15 protein-coding genes are annotated in these 16,613 nt (G+C 36.9%); 4 read left to right on the top strand and 11 right to left on the bottom strand.

The annotated features are described in order from the left end of the window. Window positions 1-97: 97 nt before the first annotated feature. On the top strand, window positions 98-1,573 hold the full coding sequence (locus FBR08_RS10880; RefSeq protein WP_158962732.1) for a DASS family sodium-coupled anion symporter: 1,476 nt from the start codon (window positions 98-100) through the stop codon (window positions 1,571-1,573). A gap of 251 nt (window positions 1,574-1,824) precedes the next feature. Next, window positions 1,825-3,216 carry a dihydrolipoyl dehydrogenase gene (gene lpdA / locus FBR08_RS10875; protein WP_158962731.1) on the top strand — a complete coding sequence of 464 codons (1,392 nt, stop codon included), beginning with the start codon at window positions 1,825-1,827 and terminating at the stop codon, window positions 3,214-3,216. A gap of 533 nt (window positions 3,217-3,749) precedes the next feature. Here lpdA and FBR08_RS10870 read toward each other — a convergent pair. Together FBR08_RS10870 and FBR08_RS10865 are read right to left on the bottom strand one after the other, a co-directional pair. Next, window positions 3,750-4,442 carry a LytR/AlgR family response regulator transcription factor gene (locus FBR08_RS10870; protein ID WP_158962730.1) on the bottom strand — a complete coding sequence of 231 codons (693 nt, stop codon included), beginning with the start codon at window positions 4,440-4,442 and terminating at the stop codon, window positions 3,750-3,752. After that, window positions 4,418-5,410, bottom strand: coding sequence for a sensor histidine kinase (locus FBR08_RS10865; protein ID WP_233266098.1), 993 nt, complete (start codon window positions 5,408-5,410; stop codon window positions 4,418-4,420). The genes FBR08_RS10870 and FBR08_RS10865 overlap by 25 nt, the downstream gene beginning before the upstream one ends. Window positions 5,411-5,627: 217 nt before the next feature. On the opposite strand from FBR08_RS10865, the gene FBR08_RS10860 reads away from it, so the two are divergent. Continuing rightward, entirely contained in the window at window positions 5,628-7,952 is a 2,325-nt protein-coding gene (locus FBR08_RS10860) for a TonB-dependent receptor (protein WP_233266097.1), read from the top strand. Window positions 7,953-7,956: 4 nt separating this feature from the next. Then, window positions 7,957-8,799: a DUF4249 family protein gene (locus FBR08_RS10855; RefSeq protein ID WP_158962729.1), complete on the top strand. Its 843-nt coding sequence runs from the start codon at window positions 7,957-7,959 to the stop codon at window positions 8,797-8,799. A 221-nt stretch (window positions 8,800-9,020) separates the two neighbouring features. Here the strand turns inward: FBR08_RS10855 and recN are convergent, their stop codons facing one another. The 9 genes from recN to FBR08_RS10810 all read right to left on the bottom strand — a co-directional run bounded on the left by recN (window position 9,021) and on the right by FBR08_RS10810 (window position 16,550). Beyond that, window positions 9,021-10,676 carry a DNA repair protein RecN gene (gene recN, locus FBR08_RS10850; protein WP_158962728.1) on the bottom strand — a complete coding sequence of 552 codons (1,656 nt, stop codon included), beginning with the start codon at window positions 10,674-10,676 and terminating at the stop codon, window positions 9,021-9,023. Window positions 10,677-10,708: 32 nt separating this feature from the next. Next, the gene (gene porD / locus FBR08_RS10845) at window positions 10,709-11,599 is read right to left on the bottom strand and encodes a type IX secretion system protein PorD (RefSeq protein ID WP_158962727.1); all 891 of its coding nucleotides are present in this window, start codon (window positions 11,597-11,599) and stop codon (window positions 10,709-10,711) included. After that, a complete protein-coding gene (gene coaBC / locus FBR08_RS10840; RefSeq protein WP_158962726.1) occupies window positions 11,592-12,797 on the bottom strand; it encodes a bifunctional phosphopantothenoylcysteine decarboxylase/phosphopantothenate--cysteine ligase CoaBC in 1,206 nt (401 codons plus the stop codon). Before coaBC ends, porD begins: the two co-directional genes overlap by 8 nt. Window positions 12,798-12,810: 13 nt before the next feature. After that, window positions 12,811-13,128: a DNA-directed RNA polymerase subunit omega gene (locus tag FBR08_RS10835; protein ID WP_158962725.1), complete on the bottom strand. Its 318-nt coding sequence runs from the start codon at window positions 13,126-13,128 to the stop codon at window positions 12,811-12,813. Between the two features lie 12 nt (window positions 13,129-13,140). After that, complete coding sequence (locus FBR08_RS10830) at window positions 13,141-13,947, bottom strand: outer membrane protein assembly factor BamD (RefSeq protein ID WP_158962724.1); 807 nt, start codon at window positions 13,945-13,947, stop codon at window positions 13,141-13,143. Between the two features lie 135 nt (window positions 13,948-14,082). Then, window positions 14,083-14,562, bottom strand: coding sequence for a hypothetical protein (locus FBR08_RS10825; RefSeq protein WP_233266096.1), 480 nt, complete (start codon window positions 14,560-14,562; stop codon window positions 14,083-14,085). A gap of 61 nt (window positions 14,563-14,623) precedes the next feature. Next, on the bottom strand, window positions 14,624-15,142 hold the full coding sequence (locus FBR08_RS10820) for a ferritin (RefSeq protein WP_158962723.1): 519 nt from the start codon (window positions 15,140-15,142) through the stop codon (window positions 14,624-14,626). Window positions 15,143-15,146: 4 nt separating this feature from the next. Next, complete coding sequence (gene dapA / locus FBR08_RS10815; protein ID WP_158962722.1) at window positions 15,147-16,031, bottom strand: 4-hydroxy-tetrahydrodipicolinate synthase; 885 nt, start codon at window positions 16,029-16,031, stop codon at window positions 15,147-15,149. A 6-nt stretch (window positions 16,032-16,037) separates the two neighbouring features. Next, window positions 16,038-16,550: a DUF6913 domain-containing protein gene (locus FBR08_RS10810; RefSeq protein ID WP_158962721.1), complete on the bottom strand. Its 513-nt coding sequence runs from the start codon at window positions 16,548-16,550 to the stop codon at window positions 16,038-16,040. Window positions 16,551-16,613: the final 63 nt, after the last annotated feature.

The raw sequence follows: 16,613 nt of genomic DNA, 5'->3' as shown, positions 1-16,613 counted from the left end.
AAAAAAACACAGTTTGGTCTATTTATTGGATAAAGGATACTAGCATATACTGCGATAAGAGTACGCAGTATTTTCTATTCACTTAATTAGATTGAATATGGCCTATACTTTAGATCCAATCAAACCCGTACCCGCTGCTATTGCTGTATCCCTCACCTTGTTAATTTGGTTTGTTATTCCCGTTCCAACAGGAGTTGACCCGCATGCTTGGCATCTACTCGCCTTATTCGTAGGAACGATAGCTGCAATTATTGGAAAGGCGATGCCTATTGGAGGGGTATCCATCGTAGCTATAGCCTTGGTTGCCCTAACAGGAGTAACCAATCCCGAAAGTTCAAAAGCCGCGTTAAGCGATGCTTTAAGTGGTTTTTCAAACGATTTAATTTGGCTCATTGGTATTTCCATTATGATTTCCATTAGTTTGTGCAAAACGGGATTAGGCGCTAGAATTGGTTATTTTCTTATTTCTTTATTTGGAAAGAAAACATTGGGTATTGCATACGCTTTGGCTTTTGCAGAAACAATATTAGCGCCAGTTACTCCGAGTAATACCGCACGTGGTGGGGGTATTATTTATCCTATTATGCGTTCCATTTCTGAGAGCTTCGGATCCAGTCCAACGCCTGAATTACGCAAGCGCATTGGTCGTTACTTGGCCTTAGTCAATTACAACACCAACCCCATTACATCTGCCATGTTTATTACAGCAACTGCGCCAAATCCGTTAATTGTAAGCTTAATTTACGAAGGAACAGATGGTGATTTCAACTTAACCTGGGGCATGTGGGCTGTAGCGGCCTTTGTGCCAGCCTTATTTGCATTATTCATTATGCCTTTAGTTATATATAAGATCTGTCCTCCAGAAATAAAAGAAACCCCAGATGCACCTAATTTTGCTAAAGCACAGCTCAAAGAATTAGGCCCTTTTTCATTGCCTGAGAAAATCACATTGGGTGTATTCCTCTTATTACTGTTTTTATGGGCGGGTGTTCCCGCTATGCTCTTTGGTGATGCGTTTCTCGTTCAACCAACGACAGCTGCTTTTGTTGGATTATCTATTTTACTCCTTACGGGCGTGCTTTCTTGGAGTGATATTTTAAAAAATCACGGTGCATGGGATACCATTGTATGGTTTGCGGCTTTAGTCATGATGGCAAGCTTTCTAGGTAAACTCGGACTTGTTTCTTGGTTGGCTCAAACGGTTGGTACTGGAATAAACCATTTGGGAGTAAGTTGGATTGTAGGTACGTTATTATTACTACTTGTGTATGTCTATTCACACTATTTCTTTGCGAGTACAACAGCGCATATCACGGCCATGTTTGCGGCTTTCTTTACAGCGGGAATTGCATTAGGGGCTCCTCCCATGCTCCTCGCTTTGTTACTAGGCGCCTCTTCTTCCTTAATGATGTCACTCACCCATTATGGAACAGGTACTGCTCCTATCATATTTGGCGCAGGATATACGACCTTAGCGGAATGGTGGAAAGTGGGATTCATACTTAGTATCGTAAACTTAACAATCTGGATTACCTTAGGTGGTTTATGGTGGAAGTTTTTAGGGTATTGGTAAAATAAACGTCTTTACTATCCCTTGTCTATCATTAAGCTCCCTGCTGCTATTGTTCGAAATAAATTGCTCTTTTCTTTACTAATCAGACAATAAAAACACACGTTCACTATTGATATTCTTTGAAAGCAGACCAGAAAAGAAGTTGTATTTACAATTCTTTAATTTTCAGTCTATCAACTTTTCAAACCGAAAGTTTTAAGTACGGAAATAATTGATTATTTTCGTAGCGTAAAATATAGAAATACATACATATGAAATTCGATATTATTGTTTTAGGAAGTGGCCCTGGAGGTTACGTTACTGCAATCCGAGCATCTCAATTAGGCTTTAAAGTCGCAGTAGTTGAAAGAGAAAATTTAGGAGGTATTTGCTTAAACTGGGGATGTATTCCAACCAAAGCACTTCTAAAATCTGCACAAGTATTTGAATACTTGAAACATGCATCTGATTATGGATTGACAATTAATGGAGAAGTTGATAAAGATTTCGACGCAGTAGTTGCACGTTCACGTGGAGTTGCGGCAGGAATGAGCAAAGGTGTTCAATTCTTAATGAAAAAGAACAAAATTGAAGTTATCGATGGATTTGGAAAAGTAAAACCAGGAAAAAAAGTTGACGTAACAGATAAGGATGGAAAAGTAACAGAATATAGTGCAGACCATATTATCATCGCAACAGGAGCACGTTCTAGAGAATTGCCAAACTTACCACAAGATGGTACAAAAGTAATTGGATACCGTCAAGCTTTAACTTTGCCACAACAACCAAAGAAAATGATTGTTGTAGGTTCAGGTGCAATTGGTGTTGAGTTTGCTTATTTCTATAATGCAATGGGAACAGATGTAACTGTTGTTGAATTCATGCCAAACATCGTTCCTGTAGAAGACGAAGACATCTCTAAACAATTTGAGCGTTCGTTGAAAAAAGCTGGAATCAAAGTGATGACGAATGCTTCTGTGGAGAAAGTTGACACAACTGGCGAAGGAGTAAAAGCAACGGTAAAAACAGCAAAAGGTGAAGAAATCATCGAAGCAGATATCGTTTTATCAGCCGTTGGTATCAAAACAAATATTGAAAATATCGGTTTAGAAGAAGTTGGAATTGCTACAGATCGTGATAAAATCTTAGTGAATGATTTCTACCAAACGAATATCCCTGGTTACTACGCAATCGGAGATGTTGTTCCTGGACAAGCCTTAGCACACGTTGCTTCTGCAGAGGGAATCCTTTGTGTGGAGAAAATCGCAGGTCATCATGTTGAGCCATTAGATTACGGAAACATCCCTGGATGTACGTATGCTACTCCTGAAATTGCTTCTGTTGGTATGACAGAGAAAAAAGCAATCGAGGCGGGTTACGAAATCAAAGTTGGTAAATTCCCATTCTCTGCTTCTGGTAAAGCACAAGCAGGAGGAACACCTGATGGTTTTGTAAAAGTGATCTTCGACGCAAAATACGGCGAATGGTTAGGATGTCACATGATTGGTGCTGGTGTTACAGATATGATTGCCGAGGCAGTTGTAGCGCGTAAATTAGAAACTACAGGATATGAAATCCTAAAAGCGGTTCACCCTCACCCTACCATGAGTGAAGCAGTAATGGAAGCTGTTGCTGATGCTTACGGTGAAGTAATCCACTTATAATAGTAAACAATACTATACTAGTTGAAAACATAAAAAAAAGTCTGTCGATTATCGACGGACTTTTTTGTTTTTATACTCCTCCTCGTCGGCATGATACTAATGGTTCAAAATTTTGACTCATTTCTGTACAAACAGACACTGGAGATTGGATCACTTGCCCTTGTACTTGCCTGCATCGCCATTAGTATTCTAGGACAGCGCAAGCGCAAGAAGTCATCAAATAATTTATACTAATAAGCTACATCTAAAAATAGATCTACCTTCAAGGAATTACCTCAAGGTAGATCTAAATTATATGATTCTATTGTTGTTTCGAGAACATCCACAACTTCCATTCTTTCTTTATACCCAAGGCATAATATGCTTTTTTTCAAGGGAAATACTACAAAAAAACATCCTACAAAAAGACCTCTGCACGTTGTGATGTTGTTCAAATCATCTGAAACAGATGGTTTACTCTTTGTTTAAAAATCAATTATTATTCTCAAGAAAATTAAAACAAAAAATCACCCTGTAAAAAACGCGCTACTTTGTTACTCAATTAAAATCTGATACTTTCTACCTACTGGTATTTCAATGTTTTCTTGTAACGTTACTTTTCCCAATTCCTTTTTAACCACATGCTTTCGATTGATAATAAAGGAACGATGCACTTGTATGAAGTAATCGGGTAATTCTGTCTTAATACTAATTAACGAGCCATATACAAAATAACTTTTACTTCGATTTTCAACATAAATTTTAATGTAATTTCCCGCGCTTTCAACAAATAGAATTTCGTCAATATCCAATACGACATCCATCCCATCTTCCCTAATTTTCAACACATTATCCTTTACTATATCCGTTGAATCCTTTCGGTTCTTACAGAATATCTTTGCCTTCTCAATTGCTTTTAAAAACTTGCCAAACGAAATGGGTTTTAATAGATAATCAACAGCGTCTTTTTCATAAGATTCTAAAGCAAAATCAGAATACGCAGTTGTGATAATAGTAACCGGTTTGACAGTTAGCATATCCAAAAACTCTAATCCCGAAATTAACGGCATATTGATATCTAACAAGAGAATATCCACTTCGTTTTGTTGTAAAAAAAGCAAAGCCTCCTTACCTGAAAAAACAGTACCTACACATTCTAAATCTTCACATTGATTGATATGACTCATCAAAACCTGATGCGCCGGCTTTTCATCATCAACAATTAAACATTTGTATTTAGTCCCCATAACGTAAGTTTTGATTTATATCTATTTTTTTGATCTTCAACTTCAAATCGAGCGTGAATACCAGATACTTCTAATCTTCTTTTCAAGTTGTTTAACCCTAAGCCTGTGCCTTGTTTTTGTTTTTCAATTGGTAGACAGCTATTGATAATTTCAAAATATATCTTTCCTCCCTCTTCTTTCCACTTTATCGAAATCGACGGTTTTTCGGTTTGTAAACTAAACTTCACGGCATTCTCGACCAAACTAAAAAACAACAAAGGAGGTACGCTATATAATTCTAATTCTCCATGATACTCAATATCTACTACTAGCGAATCACTCGTAAATATATAATAATCTAAATACTCGTTGACAAAGTCAATTTCCAACTCCAACCGGACTTCCTCTTTTTTGCTGGCCTCTATTTGATAGCGAAATAAATGTGATAACTGCAAAATTCGACTGGGTGTATCACTGGGATTTGTCAAGGCCTCTCCATATAGATTATTCATGGCGTTCAACAGAAAATGCGGATTCAATTGCATCTTTAAAAAGTCTAGTTCCGCTACGGTATTCGCTAATTTTCTTTCGCGTAAAGTTATGTTTTGGAAAGCCCATTGGTGAATGAAATACGTCCCTGTACCTAAAATGGTAAAAAACAACGTGTTCGTAATCTCGAGAATCAACGACTTAAACTCCCCTACATAAATTGCATACTGACTCAAACAAAATACACCAAAAACCAAATAGACAATAAACCACAATAAAAAGGAGTCATACTTTTTCGTCAACAAAAAACGCTTGATTATAAATACATTGTTAACATAAAGCAAGCAATAAATCAAAGCTATTGCAGGAACCATTTCCACCAATACTTCACGAATTGTCTTATCTCCTAAACTAGTATATTGAATAAATCCAAAAATTAAGCACAGCGTCAGTAGCCCAAAAATATTTCGATACCATATATTAGAATACCATCTCCACATGTTAATTCATTTAAGGGTTAAAGATACTGTATCCAACACATTGACTGCAAAAAACTTATATAAAAACCATTAAGATAAAAAAATGTCCTTTTGCATATTCTTTTCTCAAAATACCCTAAAACTTGGTTACTTTCGTACTCGAATTAATTATCAAACTATGATGATACGCTATCAACTCAGAACGGTATTTTTATCCTGTATCCTGTTTTTTATAACGATGAGCACGAAAGGACAAGCTACGTACCTTTTACAAGGGACTATAAAAGACAACCACGAGCCTCTAATAGGAGCTACGATTTACATTAACGAAATCAATAATGGTGCTATTACCAATGAAAAAGGACATTATTCCATCACCTTAAAAGAAGGTAGCTATACCTTAAAAATATCCTATATTGGTTATGCTGATAAGTTTACAAAAGTAAATCTAACAAAAAACAAAACGTTAGATTTTGTATTATCCTCAGATAACGCTGAGTTATCTGAAGTAGTTATTGTACAAAATAAAAACAAAGTTGATATTCGAAAACCAGAAATGAGTGTCAACAAATTAACGACAGAAGAGATCAAGAAAATGCCAGTTGTACTTGGGGAATCGGATATTTTAAAATCTATTCTTCAACTTCCAGGGGTGACAAATGCCGGTGAAGGTGCTGCGGGATTTAATGTTCGAGGAGGTAGTGCAGGACAAAATTTAGTTCTACTAGACCATGCAAGTGTATATAGCTCTTCGCATCTTTTTGGTTTCTTTTCTATCTTTAATTCAGACGCTATTCGCGATTTAAAACTCTACAAAGGAGGAATTCCTGCACGTTTTGGTGGACGTGCGTCTTCTGTATTAGATGTATTTCAAAAAGAGGGAAACAAAAATGACTATGCCCTTGAAGGGGGGATTGGTGTTATTTCGAGTCGTTTATTAGCAGAAGGTCCTATACAAAAGGGAAAATCATCTTTCTTAGTTGCAGGACGTGGTTCTTACGCTCACCTATTTTTAAAAATGACCGATAACAAGAACTCTGCTTATTTTTACGATATCAACACCAAGGTGAGTTTTGATCTCAACAAAAAGAACAAACTATTCTTCTCCGCCTATTACGGAAAAGATATTTTTAGCTTTACAGACTTAATGAAGAACAGCTTCGGAAACTTAGCTGCTACCCTGGATTGGCGAACAATGTATAACGATGATTTAATGGGCGACCTTACCTTATCTACAAGTCAATATACCTATGACCTTGATTTGGAATTAGTTGGTTTTAATTGGACCAATGGAATCAAAAGCACACAATTGAAGTATGACTTCGTACACGATATCAACCCTGCTTTACAATTGCGTTATGGTGTTGGGCATACAGAATATATTTTCTATCCAGGAACCATGAAGCCAACAAGGAGCGATTCGTCTATCAACTATAAAAAATTAGATAACAAATACGCTTCGGAGAGTAGTGTTTATATGGAAGCTGAACAGAATTTCGGTCAACATATTAGCGTAAATTATGGTTTGCGTTTCTCTCACTTCAACGCAAAGGGAAAGGGAGTTGAACATACGTATGCCAACAACCAACCGGTGTGGTATGACCAACAATTGGGGGTTTATAAAATGGCTGATATAGTAGAGACTACCTATTATAAGAAAAATAAATCTATTGAACAATTCAATAACCTAGAGCCACGTCTTGGGATTGCTTATATTATCAACGACAACCAATCAATTAATGCGAGTTATAACCGCATGACGCAGTACATCCATTTAATGTCTAATACTGCCGCTCCAACGCCGTTAGACATCTGGACTCCTAGTGGAAAGTATTCCGATCCTGAACTAGCCGATCAAGTCGCTTTAGGGTATTTCCAAAACTTTGCAGACGGAAAATTCAGTTTAGAAACAGAGGTTTTCTACAAAAAAGTAAAAAATAGCATCGATTATATTGATGGCGCACAATTAGTAGGAAACGAAGCGATTGAACGCGTAATCCTCAATGGAGAAGCTCGTGCTTACGGATTAGAAGTACTATTTAGAAAAAACTTAGGTAAACTAACAGGATGGGTTGCTTATACTTTATCACGAGCAGAACAACGCACGCCTGGCCGAACAGCATATGAACCCGGAATTAACAACGGAAATTGGTACAGAGCATCCTATGACAAACTACACGATTTATCCATCACGGCCATGTATGACTACAATCCAAAATGGACATTCAGCGCAAGTTTCACACTACAATCTGGTCGACCAATCACCTATCCAGAAGGACAATATGAATACTTAGGTTTACGCGTACCTAAATTTGGAGACCGCTATGCGAACAATATGCCCGCTTATCACCATTTAGATGTATCTGCAACCTATACGCCAAAGCCTAATTCAACAAAACGATGGAAAGGCGAGTGGGTATTTGGAATCTACAACCTATACAGTCGATACAATGCCGCTTCTATTTCTTTTAGAGAGAATGAGGATATTCGCGGAAAGAATGAGGCGCAAAAGATGTCTATTTTTGGTTTCGTGCCAAGTGTTACGTACAATTTTAAATTCTAAGTCGATGAAAAAAATATCTTATATCCTATGCTTACTGTCTTTGTCATTCACTTCGTGTACAAAAGTGATTGATATCGATTTGCCAACTGCTGAACCAAGATTAGTTGTAGAAGGAAACTTAGACTTTGACAGAATGGGAGCTACAGACACCCTATTTGTCAAACTGAGTTTAACAACGGATTACTTTAACCTAGAAATTCCTCCTGTAAACAACGCTCTAGTTCGCATCAGCGACAAACAAGGTCATCTATTTTTATTGCGTGAATTAGCCCAAACGGGACGCTATTATACAACGGAAATTGCCAAACCTACCGATGGGGATACTTTCAAACTACAAGTGGAATACGACAACGATTTATACGAAGCAACCGAAACGTATACCTCAAGTCCAGAAATCCTTGAAATCATACAAGAACGCGAAAACTTTTTTGACACAGACTACTATGTATTACGTGTATATTTTCAAGATACACCACGTGCAAATCAAAATTTGAATTACTACTATTTCTTTTATCAATATGCCGAACGAGCACCTCATCCCCGTGTTCTATCAAATGAATACGCCAAAGGAAATAGAATGGAATCGCTTTTTATCATTCATGAAGATGCGGTTCCTGGAGAAAAAGTAGAACTTGAATTCGCTCAAATTTCACGCAATTACCATGATTTTGCCATGAGCTTTTTCGATGCTATCGACAATGGAGGCGGACCTTTCCAAGTACCTAGTGGACGAATCATCGGAAATATAAAAAATTTAACCACTCCAGAAAAAGAAGCATTAGGCTACTTTAGAGTGATTGAAAAACAAAGTGCTACGCATACGATTTTTGAACAACAAAAGAAATAGTTATACTTTGTGAGGCTTGTACTTTGTGAGGTTTGCTCATCGTTAATTCGCATTACGGTGAGAAACTGCACCAAAACAACAAAAAATAAGTGAGATAACACAACAAAAAAAACCACCCATAAAGCGGTGGTTTTTCTATTCTTGATTATATCTGTCAGCCGTAAATATCAACGTCAACTGTCAACGTCAACTGTCAACCGTAAACCGTAAACTGTCAACGATTACCCATTAAGCAACTCCTTCGCGTGTTGCAAGGCTGATTCTGTAATATCTTTTCCAGATAACATCTGTGCAATTTCTTCCACGCGATGTGTTGGATCTAACTGAATTAATTTTGAAATAGTCGAATCCCCTTGTGAAGCTTTAAAAACTTTATAATGTTGATGTCCTTTGGCAGCGATTTGCGGTAAGTGTGTAATGGCAAATACTTGCATCAGCGTACTCATATCTTTCATGATTACCCCCATTTTATCAGCTACTTCTCCAGATACACCCGTATCAATTTCGTCAAAAATAATCGTAGGCAAGTTGGAATAACGCGCTAAAATCGCTTTAATCGCCAACATAATACGCGACAATTCTCCTCCTGAAGCCACCTTCTTCAGCAAGCCGTAATCCATTCCTTTATTAGCAGAAAACTGCAACTGCATTTGATCTTTTCCGTTGTTTAAGTAATGATCTACCGTTTTAAAATCAAACTGAAAAGTAGCATATGGCATACCGACTAACGTCAATATTTCGATCAACTGTGCTTTCAAAGCAGGAATTGCTTGTTGACGTGCTTGCGACAATTGATCGGCTTGTTGATCTAACTTAACCAACAAAGAGGCAATGTGTTTTTCAACAGCTATAATTTTATCCTGAACTTCCCCAACTTTGAATACCTTGTCGGTTAATCCAGTTTCTATAGCAATTAACTCCGCTACTGAATTTACCTGGTGTTTCTTTTGCAAAGCATATAACACCTGCAAACGTTCGTTTAAAACAGTTAAGCGTTCAGGATCAGAAACGACGTGATCCACCTCACGCTCAATCTCATTGGCTAGATCAGTCAATTCGATTTCTGCACTAACCACGCGGTTGTAAAGTTCTTCGTAATCTTTAGAAACTACCGCTGTTTTTTGTAGGGTTTGACGCAATTCTTTTAACCCTTGAATCACACCTACCTGATCAGCTGTTAAAAGCTGTGTTGCAAACGCAAAACTTTCGCGTACATGCTCCACATTATTTAATTTTTCGAATTCACTTTCCAACGCTGCTTGGTCAATTGTACCCAATTGTAGTGTTTCAAGTTCTTCTAAAAGAAAAGCATTATAATCTTGTTCTTTCAGCAATTCTATTTCTTCTTCTTTGAGCTGTTTTAATTCACTAACAGAAGCTTTGTATTGTTTTAATTGCTTTTGATACTCCTCTAACGTTTCTTCGTTCTTTGCAATAGCGTCAATCACTTTAATCTGATAGGTTTCTTCGCTCAACTCACTCGTTTGATGTTGAGAGTGAATATCTAACAACACGGCACTTAACTCTTGTAAATCCGTTAAGTTAACTGGAGAATCATTGACAAAAGCTCTTGATTTTCCAGAAGGCAAAATTTCTCTTCGAATGATGGTAGTGGGTTCGTAGTCCATATCCAAGAACGAATATAGCTCTTCTAATTTATACGGATCTACGTGAAACTGCCCTTCAATCACACATTTTTCTTCTTTATTCTTGAGTGAACCCAAGTCCGCGCGTTTTCCTTGTAAAAGGCCTAAAGCACCTAAAACAATTGATTTCCCAGCACCCGTTTCACCTGTGATGATAGAAAAACCTTTAAAAAACTCAATTTCTAAATGATCTATTAAAGCGAAATTTTTTATACTCAATGACGTAAGCATAAGCTGAAACTATTAAATTAAATGAAAGATACTTATAAATTATTCCATTTAGAAGCATTTAAAGGAGATATTGCATGCAATATTTCAGTGACGCGTTTCTTGTTTCGATCTGCTACTCCACTGTATATGTTAACTAATTCTTCTGTTTTTGCATCGAAGAACACGCGAACTAAAAGAGAATTTGATCGAACCGCATTATATTGTCTTACATCTTCTAATCCCTTAAACACACCATCGCGACCACCTTCTAGATTTTCACTCATCGCATCTAATCCAACGCGGTGGTAAGTATAAAGTGCCTCGCGAAAAGGTCTACTAGCTCCAGATGTTAAATCATTAATGAAAGTATAACGCGTAGTGGTTCCATCCCCCTGTTTCCATCCCTTAGCTCCTGATTGTTGTGCCATCGAAGCAATCAGAGAAGCCTCTTGATAATAGGCATTCCCTCCCTCTTTAGCAAACGTATCTCCGTCCATCCCTAAGATAACATGAACGTAAAAAGAAACTAAAGAAATCAAATTGGACTCATAAGTTCCTGAGCTATAACGTAAAGGTTCAAACTCGGTATAATTAAAAGCGATATCCTTGTCATTAAAATTTAGTACCGGACTAGTATACGTTGTATTGTAAATAGGACGTCCATACTGTACTTGAAGTGTGCCTGAAATATTAGTTGTATTATCAAATGAATTAACTGTCAGTAAAAAAGTACAGTCAATTTTCTCGTTGGAATTTATGCGTTGAGAGGTCCATGTTGTCTGATTCAACAATTCTTTTAAAGACTTTTCTAGCGTGCGGAAATAATTTTGATGTGCATTTCCTACTTGTGCAAAATTCACACTGACATTAGCGTTTAATTCTTGTGCTTGGCATGTGCCCATCCATAGAAAAAAACAAGCGAAAAGTCCAAAAAGTTTATTCATAGTGTTGAATGATTTTATTGACAATATCTTGAGCAACGGCCTCTTTTGATTTTAGTTCCATCGGCTGAATCGTAAAATCGCGATCAATAAAGGTAACCTTATTCGTTGGTTTTCCAAAACCTGCCCCGCTATCATTAAGTGAGTTTAACACAATCAGATCGAGGTTTTTCTTGGTTATCTTCTGCTTGGCATGTTCCACTTCATTTTCCGTTTCCAGAGCAAAGCCAATGAGGTATTGTTGTTTTTTAATCGCGCCTAGAGAGGCTAATATATCAGGATTTTTATCCAGCGTTATCGTAAACGCCTCGGCATTCTTTTTAATTTTTTGCGTTGCCACATCCTTTGGACGGTAATCCGCCACAGCAGCGGCGGCAACTACTGCATCAACCTCGTCAAAATATCGATGACATACCTCGTACATTTCCAATGCGGACATTACGGAAATCACTTGTACGCGGGAATCTTCCATCTTTTGATTCGTTGGTCCGCTAACTAAAACAACCGTTGCTCCTTGTTTTGCGGCCGCTTTGGCTATATCATACCCCATTTTTCCTGAAGAGTGATTACCAATAAAACGCACGGGATCGATTGGTTCGTATGTTGGACCAGCTGTAATTAATATTTTTTTTCCTCGAAGAGGTAAATCTTGACATAAAGCATCTTGCAACACAGCAACAATCGTTTCTGGTTCTGACATTCTGCCTTGTCCAATTAATCCACTAGCTAATTCCCCTTCTTCTGCGGGAATTATGACGTGATTGTAAGAGGTTAAGGTTGCTAGATTTCTTGCTGTTGATGGATGCACGTACATATCTAAGTCCATAGCAGGCGCTATATAAACAGGACATTTAGCAGACATATATACGGCTAAAAGTAGATTATCACATAGTCCATTCGCCATTTTCGCTAACACATTGGCTGTGGCAGGAGCAATGAGCATCAGGTCTGCCCAAAGGGCTAATTCCACGTGATTATTCCATGTTCCACTTTCCTTTGAATTAAAGAACTCAGTATACACTGGTCTTTTGGATAAAGTGGATAAGGTAAACGGGGTAACAAATTGATGAGAAGCAGGTGTCATGATTACTTGAACCTCGGCACCTGCTTTAATAAGTAAACGTACTAAACCTGCCGTTTTATAAGCGGCAATTCCACCAGTTACACCTAGTAATATTTTTTTTCCGCTTAACACTGACATGTTGTAGTATATGCTATTTGTTAACTTCTTTGAATGATATTTTTTCTTCCAACCATTCTTCTACTGCTAACGCTTGTGCTTTTGGAAGTTTCTCATAGAACTTTGATACTTCAATTTGTTCTTTATTTTCAAAAACCTCATCTAAGCTATCATTGTTAGTAGCAAACTCCTCTAGCTTGTCGATCAATTCGTTTTTAATTTCAACGTTGATTTGACTTGCTCTCTTTGCAATAATAGTAATAGCTTCATAGATATTACCAGTTGGTTCTTCAATTTTACTTTTGTTGTAAGTAATTGTGTTTACTGGAGCAGTTGTTTTCTTTAAATCCATTTTACGCTTCGGTTATTTTGAAATTTTTTGTAATTCTGTGTTTATTTCTGCAAGCATTTTATCTGCTTTCTCTTTGTATTTTGTTTCATTGTTAAAACGAATCAATGCATCATACATTCCCTTTGCATTATTCAATCGTTCTTCCAATCGGCTATAAACGCTATTCATCGCTAGTTTATAAGCGGAATCCAACTTGTAATATAACGCTTCTTCTTTATATTCTGTTCCTGGATAATCGTAGATGAAATTATCTAAAGCGACAATGGCAGCACCATAGTTTCTAGTGTACGCGCCAATTGTATTCAATTGCTTGGCATTTTCAAAAGCTTTTTGTTCTAGCTTTTTATTCATCCCACTCATGATTGAATTGGCTTCAAAAATGAAATCGGACCCTGGGTATTGATCGATGAATTTTTGCAATTTACCAATGGTTGTATTGGTAATCGTTTGGTCTAAAGAATAAACAGGAGATAGTTGTACTCCACATTTGATTTCTTTTAGCAAAGCCTCTTCTCTTCGTTCCGCTCTAGGATACGTTGCTGCAAATAATTTGAATCGCTCTGCTGCTAGCATATAATCTTTTGTTACATACGTAGCTTCTGCAAAGTTAAAGTACATATCCTCATACCCTGGTCGACCTCTAAACGAAGTCTCTACTTGCTCGTATAATCGGATGGCTTTTCTGTACTTTTGTTGTTCGTAATATTGATTTGCAACCTCTTTTTTAAGTTCCAAATCTTCTGACTTCATAGCTTTTTGCAAAGGGGAACACCCTACAAAAGTCAACGCCAAAAGAGATAATCCGATGTATTTTTTCATTTCGTTTATTCGGTATTAAACAATCACCTGTTTGAGTTATAGCACTTCAAAAGCAACTGCAAATTTAGTTATATAATTGCATTATACAAAAACCTTTCTTTACTAAAAAGAAAAAAAGCTCTTTTTTGTTTTATTTTAACAAGATAATTTAGTAAACGATTGGGCAACTGAACTTAAGTTTTCTCTATTTCGCGACCAATTACTCCAATACGCTTTATCATCAATAGAGAAAAAATAATTCCTATCAGCAGTCTTTACGCACAAAAAATTACCAGAATCATTGAAAATATAAGCAGATTGATTGCGGAATTTACGGTAACCATATCCTCCGAATTTCCCCATATAATCTAAATTCTCAACGGATATTTCTTTAATATCATCAAAGGAAACAACATGCTTTTTACGCCATCCAAACACTAATGACTCAGCAGTATGTCCAATGGTGAAATCCAGAGAGCGAGTATAGAAGTGAATCGCCAATACAAGAATAGCTAGGGGTACTGAGAACACGTAATCGCCTGTCACAACACCTAAAAAAATCAGCATTACACAAACAAAAGCGACAATAAATTTAGCTGTGTTTTGTTTGTAAATATTCATTTTCTCGCTAAACATACTCCTTTATTTAAAAGGTAAAAAGATGCCAATTGGCATCTTTTATCCCTATTTTTTACAATTAAACTGTAGCAGAAGTTGCACCTGCATCTCCTCTAAAGCTCTTCATATCATTGTCGAATAAATAAAGTCCTCCTTTATCATCTCCAATTAAATTGATCTTGTCTAAAATTGTACGTGCTGTTGCTTCTTCTTCGATTTGTTCTGACACATACCACTGTAAGAAGTTGTGTGTAGCATAATCGCGTTCTTCCAAAGCAATATGTACTAAATCGTTAATGCTTTTTGAAACAAACACCTCATGTGCAAACAATTGCGTAAAAAGCGTTTTAAATGACGCATAATCTAACTCTGGCTTTGCTACTGCCGGAATTGTAGCTTCTCCTCCTCTTTGATTGATGTATTTAATCAATTTAAGCATATGGGTGCGCTCTTCATTCGATTGATCGTACATAAAAGAAGCAATTCCTTCAAAACCTTGAACTTCTGCCCAAGTTGCCATCGCTAAATAAATTTGAGATGAATCTCCTTCTATTTTAATCTGTCCGTTTAAAGCATCTTGCAATTTTTTCGATAACATAGTATTATTTTTTGAGTTTTATAAATTCTTTTTCTATTCGTTGTTCTAAATCTTGATCCACTGGTACCAAAGGCAATCTCAGCTCATTGGCAATTACTCCAGCTTGGGTTAAAACCGCTTTAATTCCCCCTGGATTTCCTTGTTCAAAAATCATGTCAATAATTGGCATCATTTGATATTGTAAATCGAACGCCTCTTTAATTTTTCCGTCTAATCCCAATCGAATCATCGTTGAAAAAGGTTGAGGAATCCCTTGTCCAATTACAGAAATAACTCCTGCTCCACCTGCTAAAGTTAAAGGTAATGCAATAGCGTCATCTCCAGAAATTACCAAGAAATCTTTGCGTGTTGATTGTCTTATCAACTCCATCCCTTGAACGATATCTCCCGCCGCTTCTTTAATCCCTACAATAATTGGAAATTCATTTGCTAAGCGGATAACCGTTTTCGGACTCATATTGCTTCCTGTACGCCCTGGTACATTGTACAATAAAATAGGCAAACTACTTTGTTCTGCAATCGCTTTGAAATGTTGATAAATCCCCTCTTGTGTTGGTTTATTGTAATAAGGAGAGACCGATAGAATAGCATCAAATCCCGCTAAATTCCCCGGATTTAACTCCTCAACAACCTGTGCGGTATTATTTCCTCCAACCCCTAAAACCAAAGGTAATTTACCTGCATTCGCCTCTATCACAGTATTTTTCACCACTTCTTTCTCTTCTTTCGTCAACGTAGCTGCTTCACCTGTAGTTCCTAAAACCACAAGATATTCTACTCCTCCTTGCGTGACATAGTCGACTAAACGCTGTAGTGCCTCAACATCAACAGATTTGTCTTTTTTAAATGGAGTAATCAAAGCGACTCCTGTACCTTTTAGCGATTGCATAGTTGTTTATTTGGTTTTAAAAATAGTTATATAATTCATTAGATGTTTAGCATATTGCGTCGCTTGGAGCTCCTGAATATCTAAACTAAAGTGATTGATTTTCGGTGTTACCGTTGCAACTCCAACCTTAAATTTCGCCTTAGATTTTGCGCTCACCCATAGTAAAGGTACACTATCTTTCGCATAAAAATTAATCAACCAATCAAAAGGTTGATCGATGAAATTTTTTACCTCTTGATTCTGTACCTCTCCCGTTAGCGTAAAATCACTCATGCTAAACGAAGGATCTAACAGCTGTTTAGCCTTAGTTAATCCCGTATAAACCAAAACATTAATCTGACTTGCCGACACACCACTTTGACGTAGCGCTTGAATTAATTCATCCACCTTCGACACTTCATTCTTCTCAATTAAAATTCCAATCGTCTTGGGATTACAATCAAAATCTGATGCTAACCCCGGTAACGTGGCTTGATTAATTGCTTTTTTTAATGTTTTCTTTTTGAAAGTACTAAACATAATTCTTTGATAAGAAGTAAAGTTAGAAAAAGCTTAATAATATTCTAACGACTTTAACAACAA

Source organism: Myroides fluvii (assembly GCF_009792295.1).
In the GTDB taxonomy this organism is placed as follows: Bacteria; Bacteroidota; Bacteroidia; order Flavobacteriales; family Flavobacteriaceae; genus Flavobacterium; species Flavobacterium fluvii_A.
The sequence above is the reverse complement of the archived record's forward strand: the minus strand, read 5'-3'. Positions and strand labels throughout refer to the sequence as shown.

What these genes read in the sequence shown, in the direction of transcription:
- FBR08_RS10855 (WP_158962729.1), top strand. Translation starts at nt 7,957, where the DNA reads ATGAAAAAAATATCTTATATCCTATGCTTACTGTCTTTGTCATTCACT.
- dapA (WP_158962722.1), bottom strand. Translation starts at nt 16,031, where the DNA reads ATGCAATCGCTAAAAGGTACAGGAGTCGCTTTGATTACTCCATTTAAA.
- FBR08_RS10810 (WP_158962721.1), bottom strand. Translation starts at nt 16,550, where the DNA reads ATGTTTAGTACTTTCAAAAAGAAAACATTAAAAAAAGCAATTAATCAA.
- FBR08_RS10870 (WP_158962730.1), bottom strand. Translation starts at nt 4,442, where the DNA reads ATGGGGACTAAATACAAATGTTTAATTGTTGATGATGAAAAGCCGGCG.
- coaBC (WP_158962726.1), bottom strand. Translation starts at nt 12,797, where the DNA reads ATGTCAGTGTTAAGCGGAAAAAAAATATTACTAGGTGTAACTGGTGGA.
- FBR08_RS10830 (WP_158962724.1), bottom strand. Translation starts at nt 13,947, where the DNA reads ATGAAAAAATACATCGGATTATCTCTTTTGGCGTTGACTTTTGTAGGG.
- FBR08_RS10820 (WP_158962723.1), bottom strand. Translation starts at nt 15,142, where the DNA reads ATGTTATCGAAAAAATTGCAAGATGCTTTAAACGGACAGATTAAAATA.
- FBR08_RS10860 (WP_233266097.1), top strand. Translation starts at nt 5,628, where the DNA reads ATGAGCACGAAAGGACAAGCTACGTACCTTTTACAAGGGACTATAAAA.
- FBR08_RS10865 (WP_233266098.1), bottom strand. Translation starts at nt 5,410, where the DNA reads ATGTGGAGATGGTATTCTAATATATGGTATCGAAATATTTTTGGGCTA.
- lpdA (WP_158962731.1), top strand. Translation starts at nt 1,825, where the DNA reads ATGAAATTCGATATTATTGTTTTAGGAAGTGGCCCTGGAGGTTACGTT.
- porD (WP_158962727.1), bottom strand. Translation starts at nt 11,599, where the DNA reads ATGAATAAACTTTTTGGACTTTTCGCTTGTTTTTTTCTATGGATGGGC.
- FBR08_RS10825 (WP_233266096.1), bottom strand. Translation starts at nt 14,562, where the DNA reads ATGTTTAGCGAGAAAATGAATATTTACAAACAAAACACAGCTAAATTT.
- recN (WP_158962728.1), bottom strand. Translation starts at nt 10,676, where the DNA reads ATGCTTACGTCATTGAGTATAAAAAATTTCGCTTTAATAGATCATTTA.
- FBR08_RS10835 (WP_158962725.1), bottom strand. Translation starts at nt 13,128, where the DNA reads ATGGATTTAAAGAAAACAACTGCTCCAGTAAACACAATTACTTACAAC.
- FBR08_RS10880 (WP_158962732.1), top strand. Translation starts at nt 98, where the DNA reads ATGGCCTATACTTTAGATCCAATCAAACCCGTACCCGCTGCTATTGCT.